This window comes from Aureibacter tunicatorum (assembly GCF_036492635.1).
Taxonomy (GTDB): Bacteria; Bacteroidota; Bacteroidia; order Cytophagales; family Cyclobacteriaceae; genus Aureibacter; species Aureibacter tunicatorum.
Genome location: NZ_AP025305.1, coordinates 2786349 through 2803524 on the forward strand (window position 1 = coordinate 2786349; position 17176 = coordinate 2803524).

Sequence of the window (17176 nt, forward strand, 5' to 3'; positions counted from 1 at the left end):
TTATTTACTATAAATACAAATATGATATGAACCCAAAAATGTCATAGTGTGCCCGCCAATAATGGCGGGACAATATTTAGTATTAGTGCGACAACCAATTAGTTATCATTACCTTGCCTTCGGAAGTCAAAATAGACTCCGGATGAAACTGAACTCCTCTTACGTCATGGTAAGGATGGCTTAAGGCCATTACTTCGCCATGATCATCAACAGCTGTAGCCACAAGTTCGCCTCCCAAATCCTCCGGCTCAACGGCCCAAGAGTGATATCTGCAAACCTTGGTTCTTGAAGGCACATCAAAGAACAAATACTCTTTGTCTGACTGAATCTCAACAAATGTGTCCACACCATGGAGCACCTTAGGCATATTGTAAAGCTTGCCTCCATACGCTTCCGCTATGGCTTGATGTCCTAAACACACTCCTAAGATACTCTTAGTCCCTCCGTACCTTTTGATCACGTCCAAGCAAATACCTGCATCTGAAGGAATCCCAGGTCCTGGCGACAATAATACTTTGTCATACTTTTCAACCTTATCCAAGTCGATCTGATCATTTCTGAACACATCAACACTAGCATCTAAATCTTTTTCCTCTATCACTTCCTTGATCAAATGCACAAGGTTGTAAACAAAAGAATCATAATTGTCAATAACTAATATCTTCATCATGACATATTGGGTTTTAAGTTATTTGAACGGGTTATATTTACAGTTAAATGTTTTCAGCTTCTTTCAGTGCGGTATTCAAAGCCGCTACTTTATTATATACTTCTTGCTTCTCAGACTCAGGATCAGACTTGGCTACGACACCTGCTCCAGCTTGATAAGAAAGCTTATTATTTTTACTCAAGAATGATCTAATCATAATCGCATGATTAAAATCGCCATTAAACCCAAGGTAGCCTATAGCTCCGCCATAAAAACCTCTTCTAATATTCTCATATTCATTGATTAATTGCATGGCTTTGTATTTTGGAGCTCCTGATAAAGTCCCGGCAGGAAATGTATTGGCTACCATTTCAACGGTGTTATGCCCTTCTTCCAATTCTCCTGTTACTTTAGATACCAGATGAATAACATGAGAGAAAAACTGTACTTCCTTGTACGTTTCCACAGTTACCTTTTTGCCATTTCGGCTCAAGTCATTTCTAGCCAAATCCACCAACATCACATGCTCCGAATTCTCTTTTGGATCAGCATCCAGTTTCTTCGCTAATTCAGCATCCGCCTCATCATTGCCGGTTCTTCGGAATGTTCCTGCGATTGGGTAAATCGAAGCTTTTCTATCTTTGATCACAATCTGCGCTTCTGGAGAAGATCCGAAAATCTTGAAGTTCCCGTAATCAAAATAAAATAAATATGGAGAAGGATTAATCGACCTCAAAGCTCTGTACACATTGAACTCATCGCCTTTGAAATTTTGAGAGAACCTTCTTGACAAAACGATTTGGAAAACATCACCTTTGAAACAGTGATCCATTCCTTTCTTCACCATTTCCACATACTCCTCGTCTGTCAAGTTTGAGCTCACTTCTCCATCAAGCTCAAATGTATAACTTGGATAATTTTTATTTCTAATCAATTGTTGAATATCCAACAAATTACTTTCCGAATCGCTTTCATCCAAAGTATGCTCAAACAAGTAAAGTTCGTTTTTGAAATGGTCTATAGCGATTACATTTCGATACACATTGTAATGAATCTCCGGGATATCGTAACCTGACTCTTGATTATCTGAAAAATCCAAATCCTCAAAAGACTCAACAGCGTCATATGCCATATAACCGAAAAGCCCATTATTGATAAATTTATGCGAAAAGCGTTCATTTTCGAAAGAACTCGAAAAATCGCTTAGTTGCTTAACCGCTTCAGATTTATGCGCTAATTCAACAACTTCCTTGCTACCGTCAGGATAAGATTTTTCCAATGTATTTCCCCTTAGGGAAAATGAAGCTATCGGATTGCAGCATATATAAGAGAAGCTATTCTCATGACCTCTATAGTCGGAACTCTCAAGCATGATACTATTCGCAAAACGATCTCTCAGCCGTAAATAAATACTTACTGGAGTGATAGTATCAGCTATCATTTTTATATGCTCCGTATTTAGCTTAAATTTTTTCATTATTTCTTCTATTTTGCGTAAGGTGTAAAAATAAAAAAGCCCGCTGAAGGAACAGCGGGCTTTAGATTTCATTTTTAATATTTTATAATATTTATTCAATCACATAGCATGGCCGTTCATCTAATATTCACATTAGAATGCCACCACCAAAAGTTTGTATGTAATTGTATATTGCTCATCAATTTGTAATTATTTGTCGTTTATCATTTGTTACAAAAGTATCGATTACTTTTTCATTTGCAAACCTTATTTCTCATTTTTTCTCAATTCATCGATCAAATTACTCATATTTAGCAATATTTCATCATATATGCATAAATTTTCATAATTAACAATTTGCGACATCTCCTTCTTTTTTAAACCGTATATAAACAAACACTCACTTTTTATCTTAGCTATACATGAGCAGTCATCATCATCATTGCGACCACCATCATACCCATATACATTTCCTTGGGAAAAATTCTGAAATCAAGTTTTCTATCATCTGCGGCATTTTTTTGCTTGCTGGCTTTTTATTAGACACGTTCAATATTGTCAGCAAACCGATAACGATTGGCATTTTCCTCATCTCATATATATTCGGATCTTTCTATGCAATACTGGAAGCATATGAAACCATGAAAAAAGGAAAATTCGACATTGAATTTTTAATGCTTGTCGCGGCGATCGGAGCAGCGGTTTTAGATAAATGGGCAGAAGGAGCTTTGCTGCTATTCCTTTTCAGTTTAGGCCACTCGCTGGAACATTATGCTATGAACAAAGCCCGAAATGCCATCAAATCACTCGCGAACCTTAGCCCCAAAACAGCTTTTAAAAAGACCGAAAATGGAAAAATCACTGAAATCGACATCAACGAAATAAATATTGGAGATACGCTCATAGTCAAGCCCCATACAAAAATACCTGCGGATGGCAAAGTTAACAAAGGTAGAAGCTATGTAAACCAAGCCTCAATCACAGGAGAAAGCATGCCTGTGCTAAAAACCGATAATTCGGATAAAAAAGAACATATTGAAGTATTTGCGGGGACTATTAATGGGGATGAAACCTTGGAGATTTTAGCCACGAAAAAAGCTGAGGATTTTACAATTTCAAGATTAGTTAAACTCATAAGTGAAAACCAAGCTAAAAAATCCCCCACTCAAAAATTCGCTGACAAATTCGAAAAAATCTATGTTCCTATAGTTTTAGGGCTTGTTATACTACTAAATTTCGCCTTTCTGTTGTTGGACGAGCTGTATGTTGAAAGTTTTTACCGATCAATGGCAATGCTTGTCGCGGCAAGCCCATGCGCTTTGGCGATTTCCACACCTAGCGCGGTATTAAGCGGAATCTCCAGAGCCGCTCAAAAAGGAATATTAGTAAAGGGAGGCAAAGCATTGGAAGCTCTTGGCCAAATAAACTTCGTCGCTTTCGATAAGACCGGGACTTTAACCATTGGAGAACCCAAAATCACAGAGATTATCACATTTGGAAATACTACCCAACAAGAACTTCTGGAAATTTCTATCTCAGCTGAAATGCTAAGCGATCATCCCATAGCAAAAGCCATAGTAAAAGACGGCATCCAAAAATTAGGAAAACATCCAGAAAAACACGTTACAAATCTAGTAGCTCATCAAGGAAAAGGGATCTCCGCAGAATACCAAGGAAAAATATTAATCGGACAACCTTCTTTGTTTGAATCTTTAAATATTCCTCTACCATCACTTGATGAATTAAACATCTTTCATAAGCTGGAAGCTAAAGCCAATACGAGCATTCTCGTATATCACAAAGATAAATATCTTGGAATCATCAGCATCCAAGACACTTTAAGGGATGATGCCGAAAAAACCATCATATCTTTGCGAAACATCGGAATAAAAAACATAGAAATGTTGTCAGGCGATAATCAAAATGTGGCGGATTCAATCGCCAAACATTTAAGCATTCAAGCCAAAGGCGAACTATTGCCAGAAGAAAAAGCGCAAATCATCAAAAACAAATCTCACCAATTCAAAATTGCCATGGTTGGCGATGGCGTCAATGATGCACCGGCGATGGTGGAAAGCGATATTGGCATAGCCATGGGAGCGGCTGGCTCTGAAGTAGCGATGGAAACAGCCGATGTCGCTTTGCTATCCGACAAGTTGAGTAAGCTTCCTTACTCTATCGCTTTAGGAAGACAAACTAGAAAAATCATTAAACAAAATCTTTGCATTAGCTTAGGAGTCGTAGCATTGCTCATGCCTTTGACTATTCTTGGCATAGCTAATATCGGCTGGGCTGTTTTGATACATGAAGGCTCTACTATGGTCGTTGTTTTGAATGCTTTAAGGTTATTGAAATTTAATATGAAGGAAAAAGCCTATAACCCGCTCATCCAACAATCGATTTGATCGGTCAACATATGAAATAACAATCCAATAAAAACAAGTCTCCACCACTTATTCTTCACTACCACTAACATTACCAAATAAAAAGCTATAGCGTAATACGAATGCAAAGGATGAAAACCAATACTACATCGATTGGGATCAAAAATTGGGTCAGCCAACAAATGATCCAAATCCACAAGCATCGTCGCCAATAAGATTAGATAACCTTTCCAAACTTTGGATTTATCATACAAATAAGCGATAAGCAATGGAGCTGCAAAATGCAATCCATAATGCACTATAGGCTGTAAATAAGTCATTTTATAATTCTAAAAAATTACTATCTCTGAAGAAGGGTAATCTAAGTCAAAAGTATACCCTGAAACTGGTCGATTGGTTATCAAATCATACAATAGTAAACCACCACCTGAAGAAGTCTTTTTCCAAGAAATAAATAAGCGATCAGTATCATCAGAAGAAATTACAAATGCTGTAATTCGACTTGCAGAGGGATCTATAGTTGCGATATCAAAAATTGGCTCAGCTAAAGACTCTTCTGTTCCTCGATAATGAAATAGATTCGTTCCGCTATTGAAAAAAACACTTGTTGTACTATATGCATAAAATGCCATATCTTCGCTAACAGGGTAATCGTTACTTATTCCATATAAATTATCAAAAGTATTATTGCTAGTTGCTGTCACATACCTTCCAATGGTACTGGTATCACCATTACTTACTACCATCCATATGTTACGGCTACCTGTGACTTCTTGATCGATTGCATATATATCACCTGAATAATCTATAAAGTCGTTTATTACTACAGTGGAAACAACATTATCATTAACTGTTGAATAATTCTCCATAGTTGTCCCTCCATTAACGAATAAATTCTGAGTATTGCTTGACAGAAATAATTCATTCGCTCTTGGAATAACTTGGATCCTATCATTTAGAGAATTTTCCTTCACATCATAATTATAAAGCCCATTGGGCGTTGAGATATAGCCCCTTAAAGTATCAATAGTCACCATTCCCAAAGGGTAATTATCCGCATTAACTCCATCAGGGGTGCCCGCAACCATTTTCAATGAATGTCTATTGGCAATCTGCACATAAGGATCTCCTTGACCATAGAAATAGTAATTCTCCCCTAACAAAAAGAAACCTTCCGACTTGGATGGAAGCGTTCTATCATTTTCTTGCTTATATACTCCCCATTCGAAATCCGTGCTTTCTCCTTCCTCTCTAAACCCTAAGATCGTATTCATGCTATTGTCAAAGCCTACCAAGTAAATCCCAAATGCATATTTCCCATAAGCTAAAATATTATAAATATAATCTGAAAAGCCCGCTTCACTTGTCGCTCTAAACCTAAGCCTGTATTCATTTGGTATTTCGGTTGTAAAGGAATATTGAGGTGCATCCGAAAGAGAGTTCAATGAATCAACATATCTCCAGTCGTACGCTACTGGTTGCAGTTCGGAAGTTACCGTTGGCTTCAAAACTAAGGGTTCACCTCCGCCAACTTTATACCTAAAGCCTCCTTCGGGCTCTATCACATCAATCACCGGCGACAGACCAGGGATCTCATAGTTCGAGCATGAAATCAACCAAATAAGAGAAAAGGATATTAAAATATATGCAATCTTTTTCAAAGGAATATCTATTTTTAAATCTATTGTACGCAAAAACGAAAAGCAAAGATAAACGAATGTGCGAATTGCTTAAGGAATAATCGAAAAAATTTGGTTCTAAACACACAACATCTTCTATTTAGAGTGTTTTTCATATATTTGCTAAATTAAAATTAGAACCAAGACAAGGACCTTATGAACATAGACTTGAGCAAACTCGCTCTTGTAGATATTGAATTCTACTCAGGAGATATTCCCGCGCCTTATTGCCATACTTACAAAATATTAGTAGAGTATAAAAAAGGACTGCAAACATCTTTTGAACTAAAATACTTGGATCGAGAAGACCTGAGCGAAGATGAGATCTACATGGAAGGTTTCACTCCAAATGACGATGTCAACTGGCAAGGCACTATTCCAACGGTATGGGCTGATGAGCTGAAAGAACTTATTACAAAGACCACATGGGTAAAAAATAAATTTACCCGAAACGCCGAGGAAAGCGTCATTAGAGTAACAATGATGGACAATACCAGTAAAACTTTTGAAGGAACCCCATCTGACATCAGACACTGGGAATCATTCAATCAAGAGTTGATTCAGGCGATTTATGAAATTTCCAGAAAAGAAAGACCGCTTTGCGTCCGGTTTTTAAGAAACAAAGGAAAATCTATATTCAAGGAATTCTCTCTAAAAGCTTCTTTTGAAAAAAGAGAAATCCAGTTTGAAGTTAACGATAATGGCGAGATCAGCCAAAAACATGTGCCTTGGAAAAACCTCAAGGACATATTGAAGCACATATACGCTCCAGACTTTATTTACGAAAACGCCAAGGAAAACAAACCCAAGAAACGCGGCGACTATATTGATATCGGAGAAGAGCTATGGTATAAGCTTGGTGAAGGTGTAGTGAATAACAACAATAAATACGACGCCTTGGCTGAATTAATCAATATTTTCGAAGAGCCTATAGATTAAAAGCATATGCATAAAAAATTTGTCATTTCAGACATCCACGGATGTCTGAAAACATTCCAACGTTTGCTACATCAAATCAACTTCAAACCCAAAGACAAACTGTTTCTACTGGGAGATTATGTCAACAAAGGCCCCAACAGCAAGAAAGTTCTCGACATTATCATTGAACTTCAAACAGAAAACCCTTCGCACATATTTCCCCTTCTTGGCAATCATGACTTATTGTTGCTAAAAGCCTTAAAAGGCAACAACCAAGCAATAAATAATATATCATTATTCGACAACAGCGAATATTTTCTAGAAAGTCTGGAAAAGGACAAAAAAAAATATATTCATTTTCTATCCGCCTTGCCGTATTACATAGAAACCAAAAAACATTTTCTAGTTCATGCGGGTTTTGATTTCACTCAAGAAAACTTTCTTAAAATTGGCGACAAAATGCTAACCATTAGAGACTTCCCCGTTAATCTTGACGCATTAAAAGGAAAAACCATCATTCACGGCCATAATCCAAAGCCTTTGGAATACATCGAGGAGAAAATCAAGATGAACTCGCCAGTAATACCTCTTGACAATGGATGCGTGATGGGGTCTAAAAAAATCGGCATGGGACACCTACTTTGCCTCGAATTAAAAACCATGACACTTTTTAAAGAAAAATACGCAGAATAATATCCTTTAAGGCTAATTAAATCGTATTAATATTAACTTTTTTAATCTCAAATTCTTATATATGGACTCCAAAAGCACCCCAAATACTATAGAGGAATTAATTGAATTGATTGATAGTTTAAAATCACAAGGAGAAATTTACGAGCAAAAATTCTCTATTAGAATTGAAGGAAGCAGTGTCAACTATCAAAATTCCGCAAGAAATCTACTGCATTATATTGCTCTGCGTAAAAATGATATCCGAGAACTTCAAACGCACTTGGGGCACCTTGGAATATCAAGGCTAGGCAAGGCCGAGATGCATATTCGAGAAAGCATCAATGCGGTCAAAACCAATTTAATTAAAATCAACGAGCTTCCGCATGAAGCGATCCAAACTGGAATAGAAGCTTTTATCAATGAAAAACAAATATTAAATGCGCATACAGACGACTTGCTTGGCCCTTTGGACAACTCTGATCGCCAAACAAGAATCATGGTGACTTTGCCATTGGAAAGTTCATTTGACAGTTCACTAGTAAAAAAAATGCTCAAGTCCGGCATGGACATCGCAAGAATCAATTGCGCTCATGACAACGAAGAGGTTTGGTCAAAAATGATTTCAAACGTTCGCTCAGCCAGCGAAAAGCTAAACAAACCTTGTAAAATCAGCATGGATCTAGGCGGCCCCAAATTAAGGACAGGCGACATTGAGCAAGGGCCAAGAGTCCAAAAGATTCCAACTTCTAAAAACGCATACGGCCAAACATCCCACCCTACACGTGTGATCATAAAACCATTCGAAGCCAACGATGAGCATGAAATCGTTAAATCATCGGAAATCACATTATTTATTTCTGCCAACGATTTCGAGAAAATCAAGCTTAAAGACATTGTCAGCTTTAGAGACACAAGAAACAAAGCTCGTTCACTAACCGTTGAAGACCTCAATGATAAATATGCTGTGCTTTCTTGCGCAAAGACTTCATATGTTTCCGACACCACTAGATACAACATCAAGAGAAATAAAGAAATTATTGCGAGCGGTTTTTTCAAAAACATAGCTTTTATTGAAGGTTTTATAATGGTCAACACTGGTGATGTCATCATCATTAGCAACACGGATGAAAAAGGAAAAAATGCCATCTTCAATAATAAAAAAGAATTGATCAGCAATGCCATGGTCAGTTGTCAAGTCGAAAACTTATACACGGACACAAAAGCAGGCGAAAAAATCATTTTTGACGACGGAGAAATAGAAGGAAAAATCATTGAAATTCGAAAAGATAAATTATTCGTCAAAATCACCTACACCAAACCTGAAGGCGCTAAATTAAAAGCCGATAAAGGCATTAACCTGCCTAACAGCAATCTGCAAATACAAGGATTGACTGATAAGGACAGGCAAGACTTAAAATTCATTTGCAAAAATGCGGACATGGTGAATTTTTCATTCGTCAACTCAGCATGCGATGTCCATGATCTTTATAAGGAATTTGAAAAACTCAATGCCCCGAAAAAGCTCGGCGTTATTTACAAAATAGAAACGAAAAAAGGCTTTAACAACCTTCCAAATATTCTACTTACAGCATTCAAGCGTGATAAAATAGGTGTAATGATCGCTAGAGGTGATTTGGCGGTAGAATGCGGATGGCAAAACTTAGCCGAAATTCAAGAAGAATTGCTTAGAATATGCGAAGCTGCCCACGTGCCTATTATCTGGGCAACTCAAGTATTGGAAAACTTAGCAAAAAAAGGAAGACCTTCAAGAGCCGAAATTAGCGACGCCTCACTAGGCCAAAGAGCTGAATGCGTAATGCTGAACAAAGGGCCTTACATAATACACGCTATTAAAACATTGGATAGCATCCTTTGCAAGATGGCTAAACACCGTAACAAAAAAGCGTCCATGCTACCCAACCTCAACATTACCGAATAGTGCTTTCAACGCTAATGTCCGCATTGGAATATGAAATATTACTTCTTTCTTTTTGTCCAAAGTAATCATAGGGTAGCAAGACCATAAACAACATACTGAAAGCATAAAAAAAATCCTCAATTGGAATTGTGATAAATCTTATTCCCGCATTATGACTATCATTATACCATACAACCGGTTCGCTTATCAATGAACCGGTTAATATTCCATTGACAATAACAAAAGGAATCAAAATAATCAAATAGCTTGGCATAAACTCTTTCAGCAAAGAAAACTTAAACTTATAAGCGAACAACATTAGACCTATGAATAAAGCCATATTTAAGGTTGTATACCACTTCCCGAAATTATCATAAAGCAAGACTAGAGCGATCATAATTAAAAGCGAACTAACAAAAACAGTAGCTGCGCTGCTCATCTCCCATTTTTTCACATAAAAACGTAATGACTCATGCGTAAAAATACACGCATAAGGAATGCAGAAAAAAAAGAGATATTCTTCCAAAGGCATGCTAAAAAGCCTAAATGACAAATGATAAGTTTCGTTAAATCCCCAAATCCCATGAGCGGTAAATACAGCATCCCAACTCAAAAACAAGATAGACATGATGAGAATTGAGACTGTTAAGCGCTTAAAGTTTTTCACATAGTGAAACTTTCGTTCAAAAATACTGTACAACAAAGGAATGCTTAATGAACCTAAATCCAAACAGAGGTATAAATACTCGCTCATCTATTAAAATACTTCTTAGGCACAAACAACATTCCAAAACACTCTCCATCCGCTTTGCCCATATGTTTGTGATGAACTTTATGCGCCTTGCGAAGGCCTACTAAATACTTGTTTTTAGTTCTAGTAAACAATTTGAACCTTTGATGGATCAAAATATCATGTATAAAAAAATAAGCGATACCGTACAGCAATATGCCCAAACCAATAAAAAACAAATAATTGATGCTTGGATTCACTCCAAAATAGAATAATAAAATGCTGGGAATCGCAAAAATCACAAAAAAGAAATCATTTTTTTCGAAAGGCGCTTGGTATTTAGGCTGATGGTGATCTTCATGAAAATACCACATAAATCCGTGCATCACATATTTGTGCGTCAACCATGTCACCCCTTCCATAGCGGCAAAAGTCAATAAAGTTACGGTTGCAAAAATAATATAACTCATTTTTTTGTTATTGTTTTTATGCAATTTAGCATTGTTTCTTGATATGCCTTAGGAATTTTAGAAGATTTAAGATTTTTCATAACAAAATCACAGTCTTTGGTTTTGTCTTTATCATACCCTAAAAATGATGGTGCTTTAGCTTGAATCAAATATCGCAAGTACCTTATTTCAACATTGTCCGGATGCTCTTTGATCAATGACTCCATGACATCTTTACCCTCATTAAAATATGCGATTTTTTTATTTGGCCACATTGTATATTTGCCCATTTTCATCGTAGCTGAAGCCATATACGCCTCCACAACTGGATTACTAGACCCTTTGCCCAGCTCCAAATAACTTTTAATCTCTTCCGAAGAATTTAGCTTATAAAAGTCATCCCTGATTTTTTCCAATTTAGCTTCAGGAGTTTGTTGCAACAAGATGCTAAACATCAAGCCTATCATGCTAAAAATAATCATATTAAATTCAACTTATATTTAACAAATGATCTACTCAATAAGAATACTTTATGAGGGTTCGAAATTCTAATTCTGGACGTAATTATCTCTTCCGATTTTGTTCGCTTCAATTTCAACAACAATCCCCGGTAATACCTAAAAGCAGTATAAACTCCAAATTTAGCCTCCACCGGCAACTTCTTTATTCCCTGAAAAGCGACTTCAAAGTCCAACTCAATCTCATCAATAATTGCTTTCTTGGATCTTGCGTCCAATGACATCAAATCCACTCCGGGAAAATAAAACCTATTAAGAGTTTCTACATCATCCTTAAGATCCCTAAGAAAGTTGACCTTTTGAAAAGCCGAACCCAACCTCATGGCAGTATCCTTAAGCTGTTCATATTTTTGATTATCTCCATTGACAAAAATCCTAAGGCACATAAGCCCTACCACGTCAGCTGAACCATAAATATATTCTCGATACTCCTCATCAGTAAGATACTCTTTTTTTGTCAAGTCCATTCTCATGCTTTTCAAAAAAGCTCTTACCAATTTATCTTCTATGGAATACTTTTTAACCACTTGCTGAAAGGCATTGATGATTGGGTTTGTGCTTATTCCTCTTTCCATAGCTGTATAATATTCAGCCTCAAATTCATTCAGCAACTCTTCTTTGGGATAATCGTGAAAAGTATCAACTATTTCATCAGCATACCTCACAAAACCATACACGCCGTATATCGCTGACCTGATCTTTGGAGAAAGCATCTTTACTGCCAACGAAAAAGAAGTGCTGTAGGTGTTGGTTACAATCTTTGAGCACAAAAAAGAGGAATTATCAAACAACTGTTTCTTCATGGATGGAAATTTTATAATATTTTTTCACCAATTCACTCGCTATTTTCCCAGAAATCAATGACGGAGGAACACCAGGCCCTGGCACTGTCAATTGCCCTGTAAAAAATAAATTCGGAACTTTTGAGCTCCTAATCTTAGGCCTGAAATACGCTGTTTGCAAAAGCGTATTGGCTAATCCATAAGCATTGCCCTTAAACGAATTATAGTCCTTTTTAAAGTCAGACACACAGTAAGACTTTGAGAACAATATATTTTCTTTAAGAGATTGCTTGGTTAATTTTTCAAGTCTTGAAATAATCAAATCAAAATATTCAGACCTCAACTCTTCACTGTCATGCAAATTCGGAGCCAGAGGAATTAAAAAAGTCGCGGACTCTTTTCCATGGGGAGCAAACGAACTATCTGTTATCGAAGGAAAACTCGCATAAAACAAAGGATCTTTAGGCCAAGATGGTTGATCATAAATATGCTTGGCATGTTGATCAAAATCAGTATCAAAAAAAAGTGTATGATGCGATAGCCCACTTAACTTCTTGTCAAAACCTACAAAAAACAACAATGCCGATGGAGCAAAGGTTTTCTTATTCCAGTACTTCTGATCATACTGTCTACTAGAAATAGGCAACAAAGACTCTGTATGGTGATAATCAGCACCACTTATCAATACATCAGCAGTAAGCTGTCCCTTGTTTGTATGGATGCACTGAAACTCGCCTTGTTCATCAAGCTGAATTTGAGCCACTTCGCAATCCAAGACAAATTCAACGCCTAAACTAACTGCCAAAGCTTCTATACCTTTGGATACCTCGCCCATTCCACCTTTTGGATGCCATGTTCCCAAGCCAAAATCAGCAAAATTCATGAAGTTATAAAACGCCGGGGTATTGGAAGGTTTGGCACCTAAAAAAAGAACAGGAAATTCTAATATTTTTCTCAACCTTTCGGACTTGATCTTGCCATGCACTTCAGTGCGGATTGACTTAAAAAATAAGCCTAGCCTTTGAACTGTTTCAAAAGTAACCAACTCCGTCAATGACTCTCCCGGCTTGTACACTAAATCTTTTACTGCGATATCATAATTTTCTTGTGCTTTATTCAAGAATTTCTCCAAGAAAATCGAACTCCCATGCTCTTCCGTTTCAAACAAGGTGTAAATTTCTTCAAGCGAAGCTGGAATATCCGCGTAATCATTTACTCCAAAGTAAACCTTATACCCTGGGTCTAGCCTGATCAATTCGTAATAATCATCTGGAGACTTTCCAAACTGACCAAAGAAATCCTCAAAAACATCTGGCATCCAATACCAAGTAGGGCCAATATCGAACTTAAACCCTTCCTTGGAAAAGACTCTTGCCCTACCTCCTATTTCGCTGTTTTTTTCCACAACGGTTACATCATAACCTTCTTTAGCCAAATAACAAGAGCATGCAAGTGAAGAAAAACCGGAACCTATAACAATTGCTTTCATTTATTTTTGTTTAACTTTTATCAATATAAATTAAACAAAAATAAAAATCAAATTCTCATCTAAAAATTAACAATTTGTTCAACTGTCCGGCAAAATTTAATTTTTCCATTAAAATCCTGATCAGTGTGATGATCATCTATAATTAAAAATTCATCTTTAGAAGAAACGAGTACTTTCTCGCTAAACTCAGTCAAATATGAAGCCAAGTTATCGGCGACTGGAAATGTTGTAAAACTGCTCACATAGCGAATTGGCTTGGGCAATTTTTGAAAAGATTCGAAAGCATCAAGCGGAACGCTTTCCCCTAAATAAATCACATTGCACCCTTTTTTCAACAACACATAATAGAGATAAAGCAATTTCAACTGATGAATCTCGTATTCGGGCAAAAACAAAACAAACAATATATCGCCTGATTGAGCACTCTCCTTTTCAATTGAATCAATTTCGACATGTATCTTTTGCAAAATCAAATTGGTGATGAAATGCTCATGAGCCGCTGTGATAGAAGATGTCTGCCACATTAAGCCTACTTTATGAAAAAATGGCACGACCACATCAAAATATATTTGACTAAAATCGAGCTTCGAAGATAGTTCATCATAAACATGAAAAAACTCTTTCTTGTCATAAGAAAGCATGCTTAATAATATACGATCAACATATGCAGACAAATTATCTTCGACCACCTGAGTGCATTGAGCTACCTCTCTTAATATTTCGTCTTCCGATAATTTAGCTATTTTAGAAATCTTCCAGCCATTCTCCTGAAGCAACTTCACATTGAGCATTTTTTGCAATGCGCTTATGCTGTAAAATCTGATGTTCGTATCCGTCCTTTCAGGACTCAACAATGAATACCTTTTTTCCCAAATCCTAATCGTATGCGCTTTTACCCCTGTCAGGTTTTCCAGGTCTTTAATCGATAGTTTATTATAAATCATTATATCTTTGTTCAACTTTATCAATTTTTACATAAACATAAATATAAAACATTCATGGAAACATCTTTTGGAATAATTTTTTAAATTGAATTACTAGAAACAAGTGCTGACTAGTAGCTATTTCATCAAATTTTTTCTTCAATAAACAATGATACAAGAAATTAAATCTGAAGAATTCGCGCCAAATGTACTCGCCTTTGATCTTTCAGGAGAGTTCTCGTGGAAAATGATTTTCCAAATCAAAGACATCGTCAAAGAAAACTTGATGGCAAATAATAATCCAATCAAAGTATTCTTGCGAATAGATCGTTTGACTTTTCCACATACCAATGCAGATTTAATCTTCAATAGTGAAGAAGGAAAAAAATATTATACCCATAGAGATAATGGCTTGCTAAAAAAGATTGAGAAATTAGTCATTGTAGGCAACTCTCCTTTCAAAGAGATTATCATTGGAATGGATATACTAATGAACAAGCTTTCTTTACCATTTGAATGGAATGAAAGTTATTTTAACATCAAAGACTATAATAAAGCGATACAACACATAAACAAATAACATGAAACTTTTTTTAATACTTATAGGAACTGTATTGATAACGGCCTGCAATCCAAACAAGAACAGCCACAATGAAGCAAATATCAAAACGATAAAAGCCACACTTCAAGAACAAAGTTCTGCTTGGAATAATGGCAATATGGAACAATACATGCAAGGCTATTGGAATTCCGACTCATTGATGTTTATAGGCAAATCCAACATCACATACGGATGGGACCAGACGCTAGCGAATTACAAGTCAAAATACCCCGATGCTGATGCTAGAGGTATCTTAACATTTTCTAACATTGATGTAAAAATATTATCGCCAGAATACGCTTATGTAATAGGCGACTGGAATTTAGTCAGAAAAACAGGCAACATTGGAGGCAAATACACATTGTTATGGAAGAAAATCGATGACAAATGGGTTATAATCTCAGATATGACAAACTAAATATTATAAATTCATATATTCGCAAGATTGTGCAATTTCGCCCATGCGAATACGTTAAACATTCATTGTGTTTATCGATATTAAATTTTTTAATACAAACTAAGTTGATAAATGAGTAGATCGGTTATTGCGATATTTGATATAGGACGTACCAACAAAAAGTTCTTGCTATTCGACAGGAGCTATGAGGTAGTACACCAAGAATCACAACAATTTGAAGAGATAGTTGACGAAGACGGCTTTATCAGCGAGGACATTACAGCCATTGTCAAATGGATGAAAAAAACCTTTAATGCGCACTTAAAAAACCGAAATCGTCCTATTAGAGCCTTGAACTTCACAGCTTATGGCTCCACCTTAGTGCATGTAACACGAACGGGGAAACCTGTTTCGCCCATATATAATTACTGGAAGCCCATATCTCAAGATGTAAAAGACGCTTTTTTCTCCAGCTTGGGAGACAAAGACGCTTTTATGAAAGATACATCATCTCCAGATATTGGAATGCTCAATGCTGGCTTGCAACTATACTGGCTTAAACACTTTCGTCCTGAAACATATGGAAAAATACACACTAGTCTTTTTCTACCTCAATATTGCAGTAGCATATTCACTGGAAGGAACTTTTCGGAACTATCAAGCTTAGGCCTTCACTCCATGATTTGGGATTACTCCAAAGAGCGAAGCCATGATTGGATTTACAATGAAAAATTAAACTCCAAGTTCCCGCCAATCATCAATGTTACTTCCTCTGAAAAAGTAGTGATCAAAAATAGAACGATCAAATGCGGCATAGGAATTCAAAAAAGCGCGGGAGCTTTGATTCCATATTTGATGAGTTCTGAAAGAACATATCTTAGCCTGAATACTGGTTGTTGGTCTTTTGCGATGAACCCTTTTGACAAAGATCCTATTGACTTGAAAGATTTGGAACAAGACTGCTTCATGTCTTTAAGCTTCAGAGGCGAACCTATTCGTACCTCTCGCGTGTTTATCGGACGTGAGCACGATTACCAAGTAAATCGCATTTGCGAACATTTCGGCACAACAAAAGCGGACTTGCTCGCTTTAGAGTATGACTCTTCTATTGTATCTAAGCTTGTCGAAAATCAATTGGATGAACGAAAGTTTTTTCCTCAAAACGCTCCAAACACAGGCCCTTTAGAAAAGAGAGACTGGCCAGAAACTAAGCTCGAACATTTCGAAAATTACAAGGAAGCCTATTTCCAACTAATTCTCGATTTAGCTTACATGCAAAAAGCGGCTATAAAATTAGTGATTGACGCTAAAGGAATGGATAAAATTTTCATTTCAGGAGGATTTTCCGAAAATATTATTTTCACGACAATACTATCCAGCATGTTGCCTGAAATTCAATTTTTCAAAAACAATATTCAATGCACTGCGGCATTGGGAGCGGCATTAGTTCTTCATAATCAATGGAATCAAGAAACGGAAATCAGCAACTTGCTGAGCTTTGAGGAAATTGAGCCTGACGAGGAGATAGACTTCGATAGTTACATATTGAAATAGAAATTAGTTTAATTAGCTTTTTATTTGATTAACCACAAAAGTTAATTTAACCAAAAA

General features: G+C 36.5%; 17 protein-coding genes. 7 read left to right on the forward strand and 10 right to left on the reverse strand.

Going from position 1 to position 17176, the window contains the following annotated elements:
* Positions 1 to 82 precede the first annotated feature (82 nt).
* Positions 83 to 667, reverse strand: coding sequence for an anthranilate synthase component II (locus tag AABK36_RS11930; protein ID WP_309939180.1), 585 nt, complete (start codon positions 665 to 667; stop codon positions 83 to 85).
* A gap of 46 nt (positions 668 to 713) precedes the next feature.
* A complete protein-coding gene (locus AABK36_RS11935) occupies positions 714 to 2126 on the reverse strand; it encodes an anthranilate synthase component I family protein (protein WP_309938770.1) in 1413 nt (470 codons plus the stop codon).
* Positions 2127 to 2527: 401 nt separating this feature from the next.
* Between AABK36_RS11935 and AABK36_RS11940 the strand changes: the two genes are divergently transcribed.
* On the forward strand, positions 2528 to 4510 hold the full coding sequence (locus AABK36_RS11940) for a heavy metal translocating P-type ATPase (protein WP_309938768.1): 1983 nt from the start codon (positions 2528 to 2530) through the stop codon (positions 4508 to 4510).
* Here the strand turns inward: AABK36_RS11940 and AABK36_RS11945 are convergent.
* Together AABK36_RS11945 and AABK36_RS11950 are read right to left on the reverse strand one after the other, a co-directional pair.
* Positions 4480 to 4809 (reverse strand): DUF6122 family protein, encoded by a 330-nt coding sequence (locus AABK36_RS11945; protein WP_309938766.1) that lies wholly within the window; start codon positions 4807 to 4809, stop codon positions 4480 to 4482. The two genes, AABK36_RS11940 and AABK36_RS11945, sit on opposite strands and share 31 nt — an antisense overlap.
* A 9-nt stretch (positions 4810 to 4818) precedes the next feature.
* Positions 4819 to 6150 (reverse strand): DUF5074 domain-containing protein, encoded by a 1332-nt coding sequence (locus AABK36_RS11950; protein ID WP_309938764.1) that lies wholly within the window; start codon positions 6148 to 6150, stop codon positions 4819 to 4821.
* 174 nt (positions 6151 to 6324) lie between these two features.
* Between AABK36_RS11950 and AABK36_RS11955 the strand changes: the two genes are divergently transcribed.
* From AABK36_RS11955 to AABK36_RS11965, 3 genes are all read left to right on the forward strand, one after another.
* Positions 6325 to 7107 carry a hypothetical protein gene (locus tag AABK36_RS11955; RefSeq protein ID WP_309938762.1) on the forward strand — a complete coding sequence of 261 codons (783 nt, stop codon included), beginning with the start codon at positions 6325 to 6327 and terminating at the stop codon, positions 7105 to 7107.
* A gap of 6 nt (positions 7108 to 7113) precedes the next feature.
* Entirely contained in the window at positions 7114 to 7779 is a 666-nt protein-coding gene (locus tag AABK36_RS11960) for a metallophosphoesterase family protein (RefSeq protein WP_309938760.1), read from the forward strand.
* A 61-nt stretch (positions 7780 to 7840) separates the two neighbouring features.
* The gene (locus AABK36_RS11965) at positions 7841 to 9697 is read left to right on the forward strand and encodes a pyruvate kinase (RefSeq protein WP_309938758.1); all 1857 of its coding nucleotides are present in this window, start codon (positions 7841 to 7843) and stop codon (positions 9695 to 9697) included.
* On the opposite strand, the gene AABK36_RS11970 is transcribed toward AABK36_RS11965, so the two are convergent.
* From AABK36_RS11970 to AABK36_RS11995, 6 genes are read right to left on the reverse strand one after another with little or no spacing between them, the layout of a single operon-like run.
* Positions 9687 to 10430 carry a lycopene cyclase domain-containing protein gene (locus tag AABK36_RS11970; RefSeq protein WP_309938756.1) on the reverse strand — a complete coding sequence of 248 codons (744 nt, stop codon included), beginning with the start codon at positions 10428 to 10430 and terminating at the stop codon, positions 9687 to 9689. The genes AABK36_RS11965 and AABK36_RS11970 overlap by 11 nt on opposite strands.
* Positions 10427 to 10876 (reverse strand): sterol desaturase family protein, encoded by a 450-nt coding sequence (locus AABK36_RS11975; RefSeq protein WP_309938754.1) that lies wholly within the window; start codon positions 10874 to 10876, stop codon positions 10427 to 10429. The genes AABK36_RS11970 and AABK36_RS11975 overlap by 4 nt, the downstream gene beginning before the upstream one ends.
* Positions 10873 to 11337 (reverse strand): hypothetical protein, encoded by a 465-nt coding sequence (locus tag AABK36_RS11980; RefSeq protein WP_309938752.1) that lies wholly within the window; start codon positions 11335 to 11337, stop codon positions 10873 to 10875. Before AABK36_RS11980 ends, AABK36_RS11975 begins: the two co-directional genes overlap by 4 nt.
* Positions 11334 to 12176: a phytoene/squalene synthase family protein gene (locus AABK36_RS11985; RefSeq protein WP_309938751.1), complete on the reverse strand. Its 843-nt coding sequence runs from the start codon at positions 12174 to 12176 to the stop codon at positions 11334 to 11336. The genes AABK36_RS11980 and AABK36_RS11985 overlap by 4 nt, the downstream gene beginning before the upstream one ends.
* A complete protein-coding gene (locus tag AABK36_RS11990; RefSeq protein ID WP_309938750.1) occupies positions 12157 to 13644 on the reverse strand; it encodes a phytoene desaturase family protein in 1488 nt (495 codons plus the stop codon). The genes AABK36_RS11985 and AABK36_RS11990 overlap by 20 nt, the downstream gene beginning before the upstream one ends.
* 59 nt (positions 13645 to 13703) lie before the next feature.
* A complete protein-coding gene (locus AABK36_RS11995) occupies positions 13704 to 14588 on the reverse strand; it encodes a MerR family transcriptional regulator (RefSeq protein WP_338390274.1) in 885 nt (294 codons plus the stop codon).
* A gap of 148 nt (positions 14589 to 14736) precedes the next feature.
* Between AABK36_RS11995 and AABK36_RS12000 the strand changes: the two genes are divergently transcribed.
* The 3 genes from AABK36_RS12000 to AABK36_RS12010 all read left to right on the forward strand — a co-directional run bounded on the left by AABK36_RS12000 (position 14737) and on the right by AABK36_RS12010 (position 17119).
* Complete coding sequence (locus AABK36_RS12000) at positions 14737 to 15147, forward strand: hypothetical protein (RefSeq protein WP_309938746.1); 411 nt, start codon at positions 14737 to 14739, stop codon at positions 15145 to 15147.
* A 1-nt stretch (position 15148) separates the two neighbouring features.
* Positions 15149 to 15586: a YybH family protein gene (locus AABK36_RS12005; RefSeq protein WP_309938745.1), complete on the forward strand. Its 438-nt coding sequence runs from the start codon at positions 15149 to 15151 to the stop codon at positions 15584 to 15586.
* Positions 15587 to 15697: 111 nt separating this feature from the next.
* A complete protein-coding gene (locus AABK36_RS12010; protein WP_309938744.1) occupies positions 15698 to 17119 on the forward strand; it encodes an FGGY family carbohydrate kinase in 1422 nt (473 codons plus the stop codon).
* Positions 17120 to 17176 lie beyond the last annotated feature (57 nt).

What these genes read in the sequence shown, in the direction of transcription:
- AABK36_RS11995 (WP_338390274.1), bottom strand. Translation starts at nt 14,588, where the DNA reads ATGATTTATAATAAACTATCGATTAAAGACCTGGAAAACCTGACAGGG.
- AABK36_RS11945 (WP_309938766.1), bottom strand. Translation starts at nt 4,809, where the DNA reads ATGACTTATTTACAGCCTATAGTGCATTATGGATTGCATTTTGCAGCT.
- AABK36_RS11975 (WP_309938754.1), bottom strand. Translation starts at nt 10,876, where the DNA reads ATGAGTTATATTATTTTTGCAACCGTAACTTTATTGACTTTTGCCGCT.
- AABK36_RS11980 (WP_309938752.1), bottom strand. Translation starts at nt 11,337, where the DNA reads ATGATTATTTTTAGCATGATAGGCTTGATGTTTAGCATCTTGTTGCAA.
- AABK36_RS12010 (WP_309938744.1), top strand. Translation starts at nt 15,698, where the DNA reads ATGAGTAGATCGGTTATTGCGATATTTGATATAGGACGTACCAACAAA.
- AABK36_RS11960 (WP_309938760.1), top strand. Translation starts at nt 7,114, where the DNA reads ATGCATAAAAAATTTGTCATTTCAGACATCCACGGATGTCTGAAAACA.
- AABK36_RS11970 (WP_309938756.1), bottom strand. Translation starts at nt 10,430, where the DNA reads ATGAGCGAGTATTTATACCTCTGTTTGGATTTAGGTTCATTAAGCATT.
- AABK36_RS11965 (WP_309938758.1), top strand. Translation starts at nt 7,841, where the DNA reads ATGGACTCCAAAAGCACCCCAAATACTATAGAGGAATTAATTGAATTG.
- AABK36_RS12000 (WP_309938746.1), top strand. Translation starts at nt 14,737, where the DNA reads ATGATACAAGAAATTAAATCTGAAGAATTCGCGCCAAATGTACTCGCC.
- AABK36_RS11990 (WP_309938750.1), bottom strand. Translation starts at nt 13,644, where the DNA reads ATGAAAGCAATTGTTATAGGTTCCGGTTTTTCTTCACTTGCATGCTCT.
- AABK36_RS11985 (WP_309938751.1), bottom strand. Translation starts at nt 12,176, where the DNA reads ATGAAGAAACAGTTGTTTGATAATTCCTCTTTTTTGTGCTCAAAGATT.
- AABK36_RS11955 (WP_309938762.1), top strand. Translation starts at nt 6,325, where the DNA reads ATGAACATAGACTTGAGCAAACTCGCTCTTGTAGATATTGAATTCTAC.
- AABK36_RS11930 (WP_309939180.1), bottom strand. Translation starts at nt 667, where the DNA reads ATGAAGATATTAGTTATTGACAATTATGATTCTTTTGTTTACAACCTT.
- AABK36_RS11940 (WP_309938768.1), top strand. Translation starts at nt 2,528, where the DNA reads ATGAGCAGTCATCATCATCATTGCGACCACCATCATACCCATATACAT.
- AABK36_RS12005 (WP_309938745.1), top strand. Translation starts at nt 15,149, where the DNA reads ATGAAACTTTTTTTAATACTTATAGGAACTGTATTGATAACGGCCTGC.
- AABK36_RS11935 (WP_309938770.1), bottom strand. Translation starts at nt 2,126, where the DNA reads ATGAAAAAATTTAAGCTAAATACGGAGCATATAAAAATGATAGCTGAT.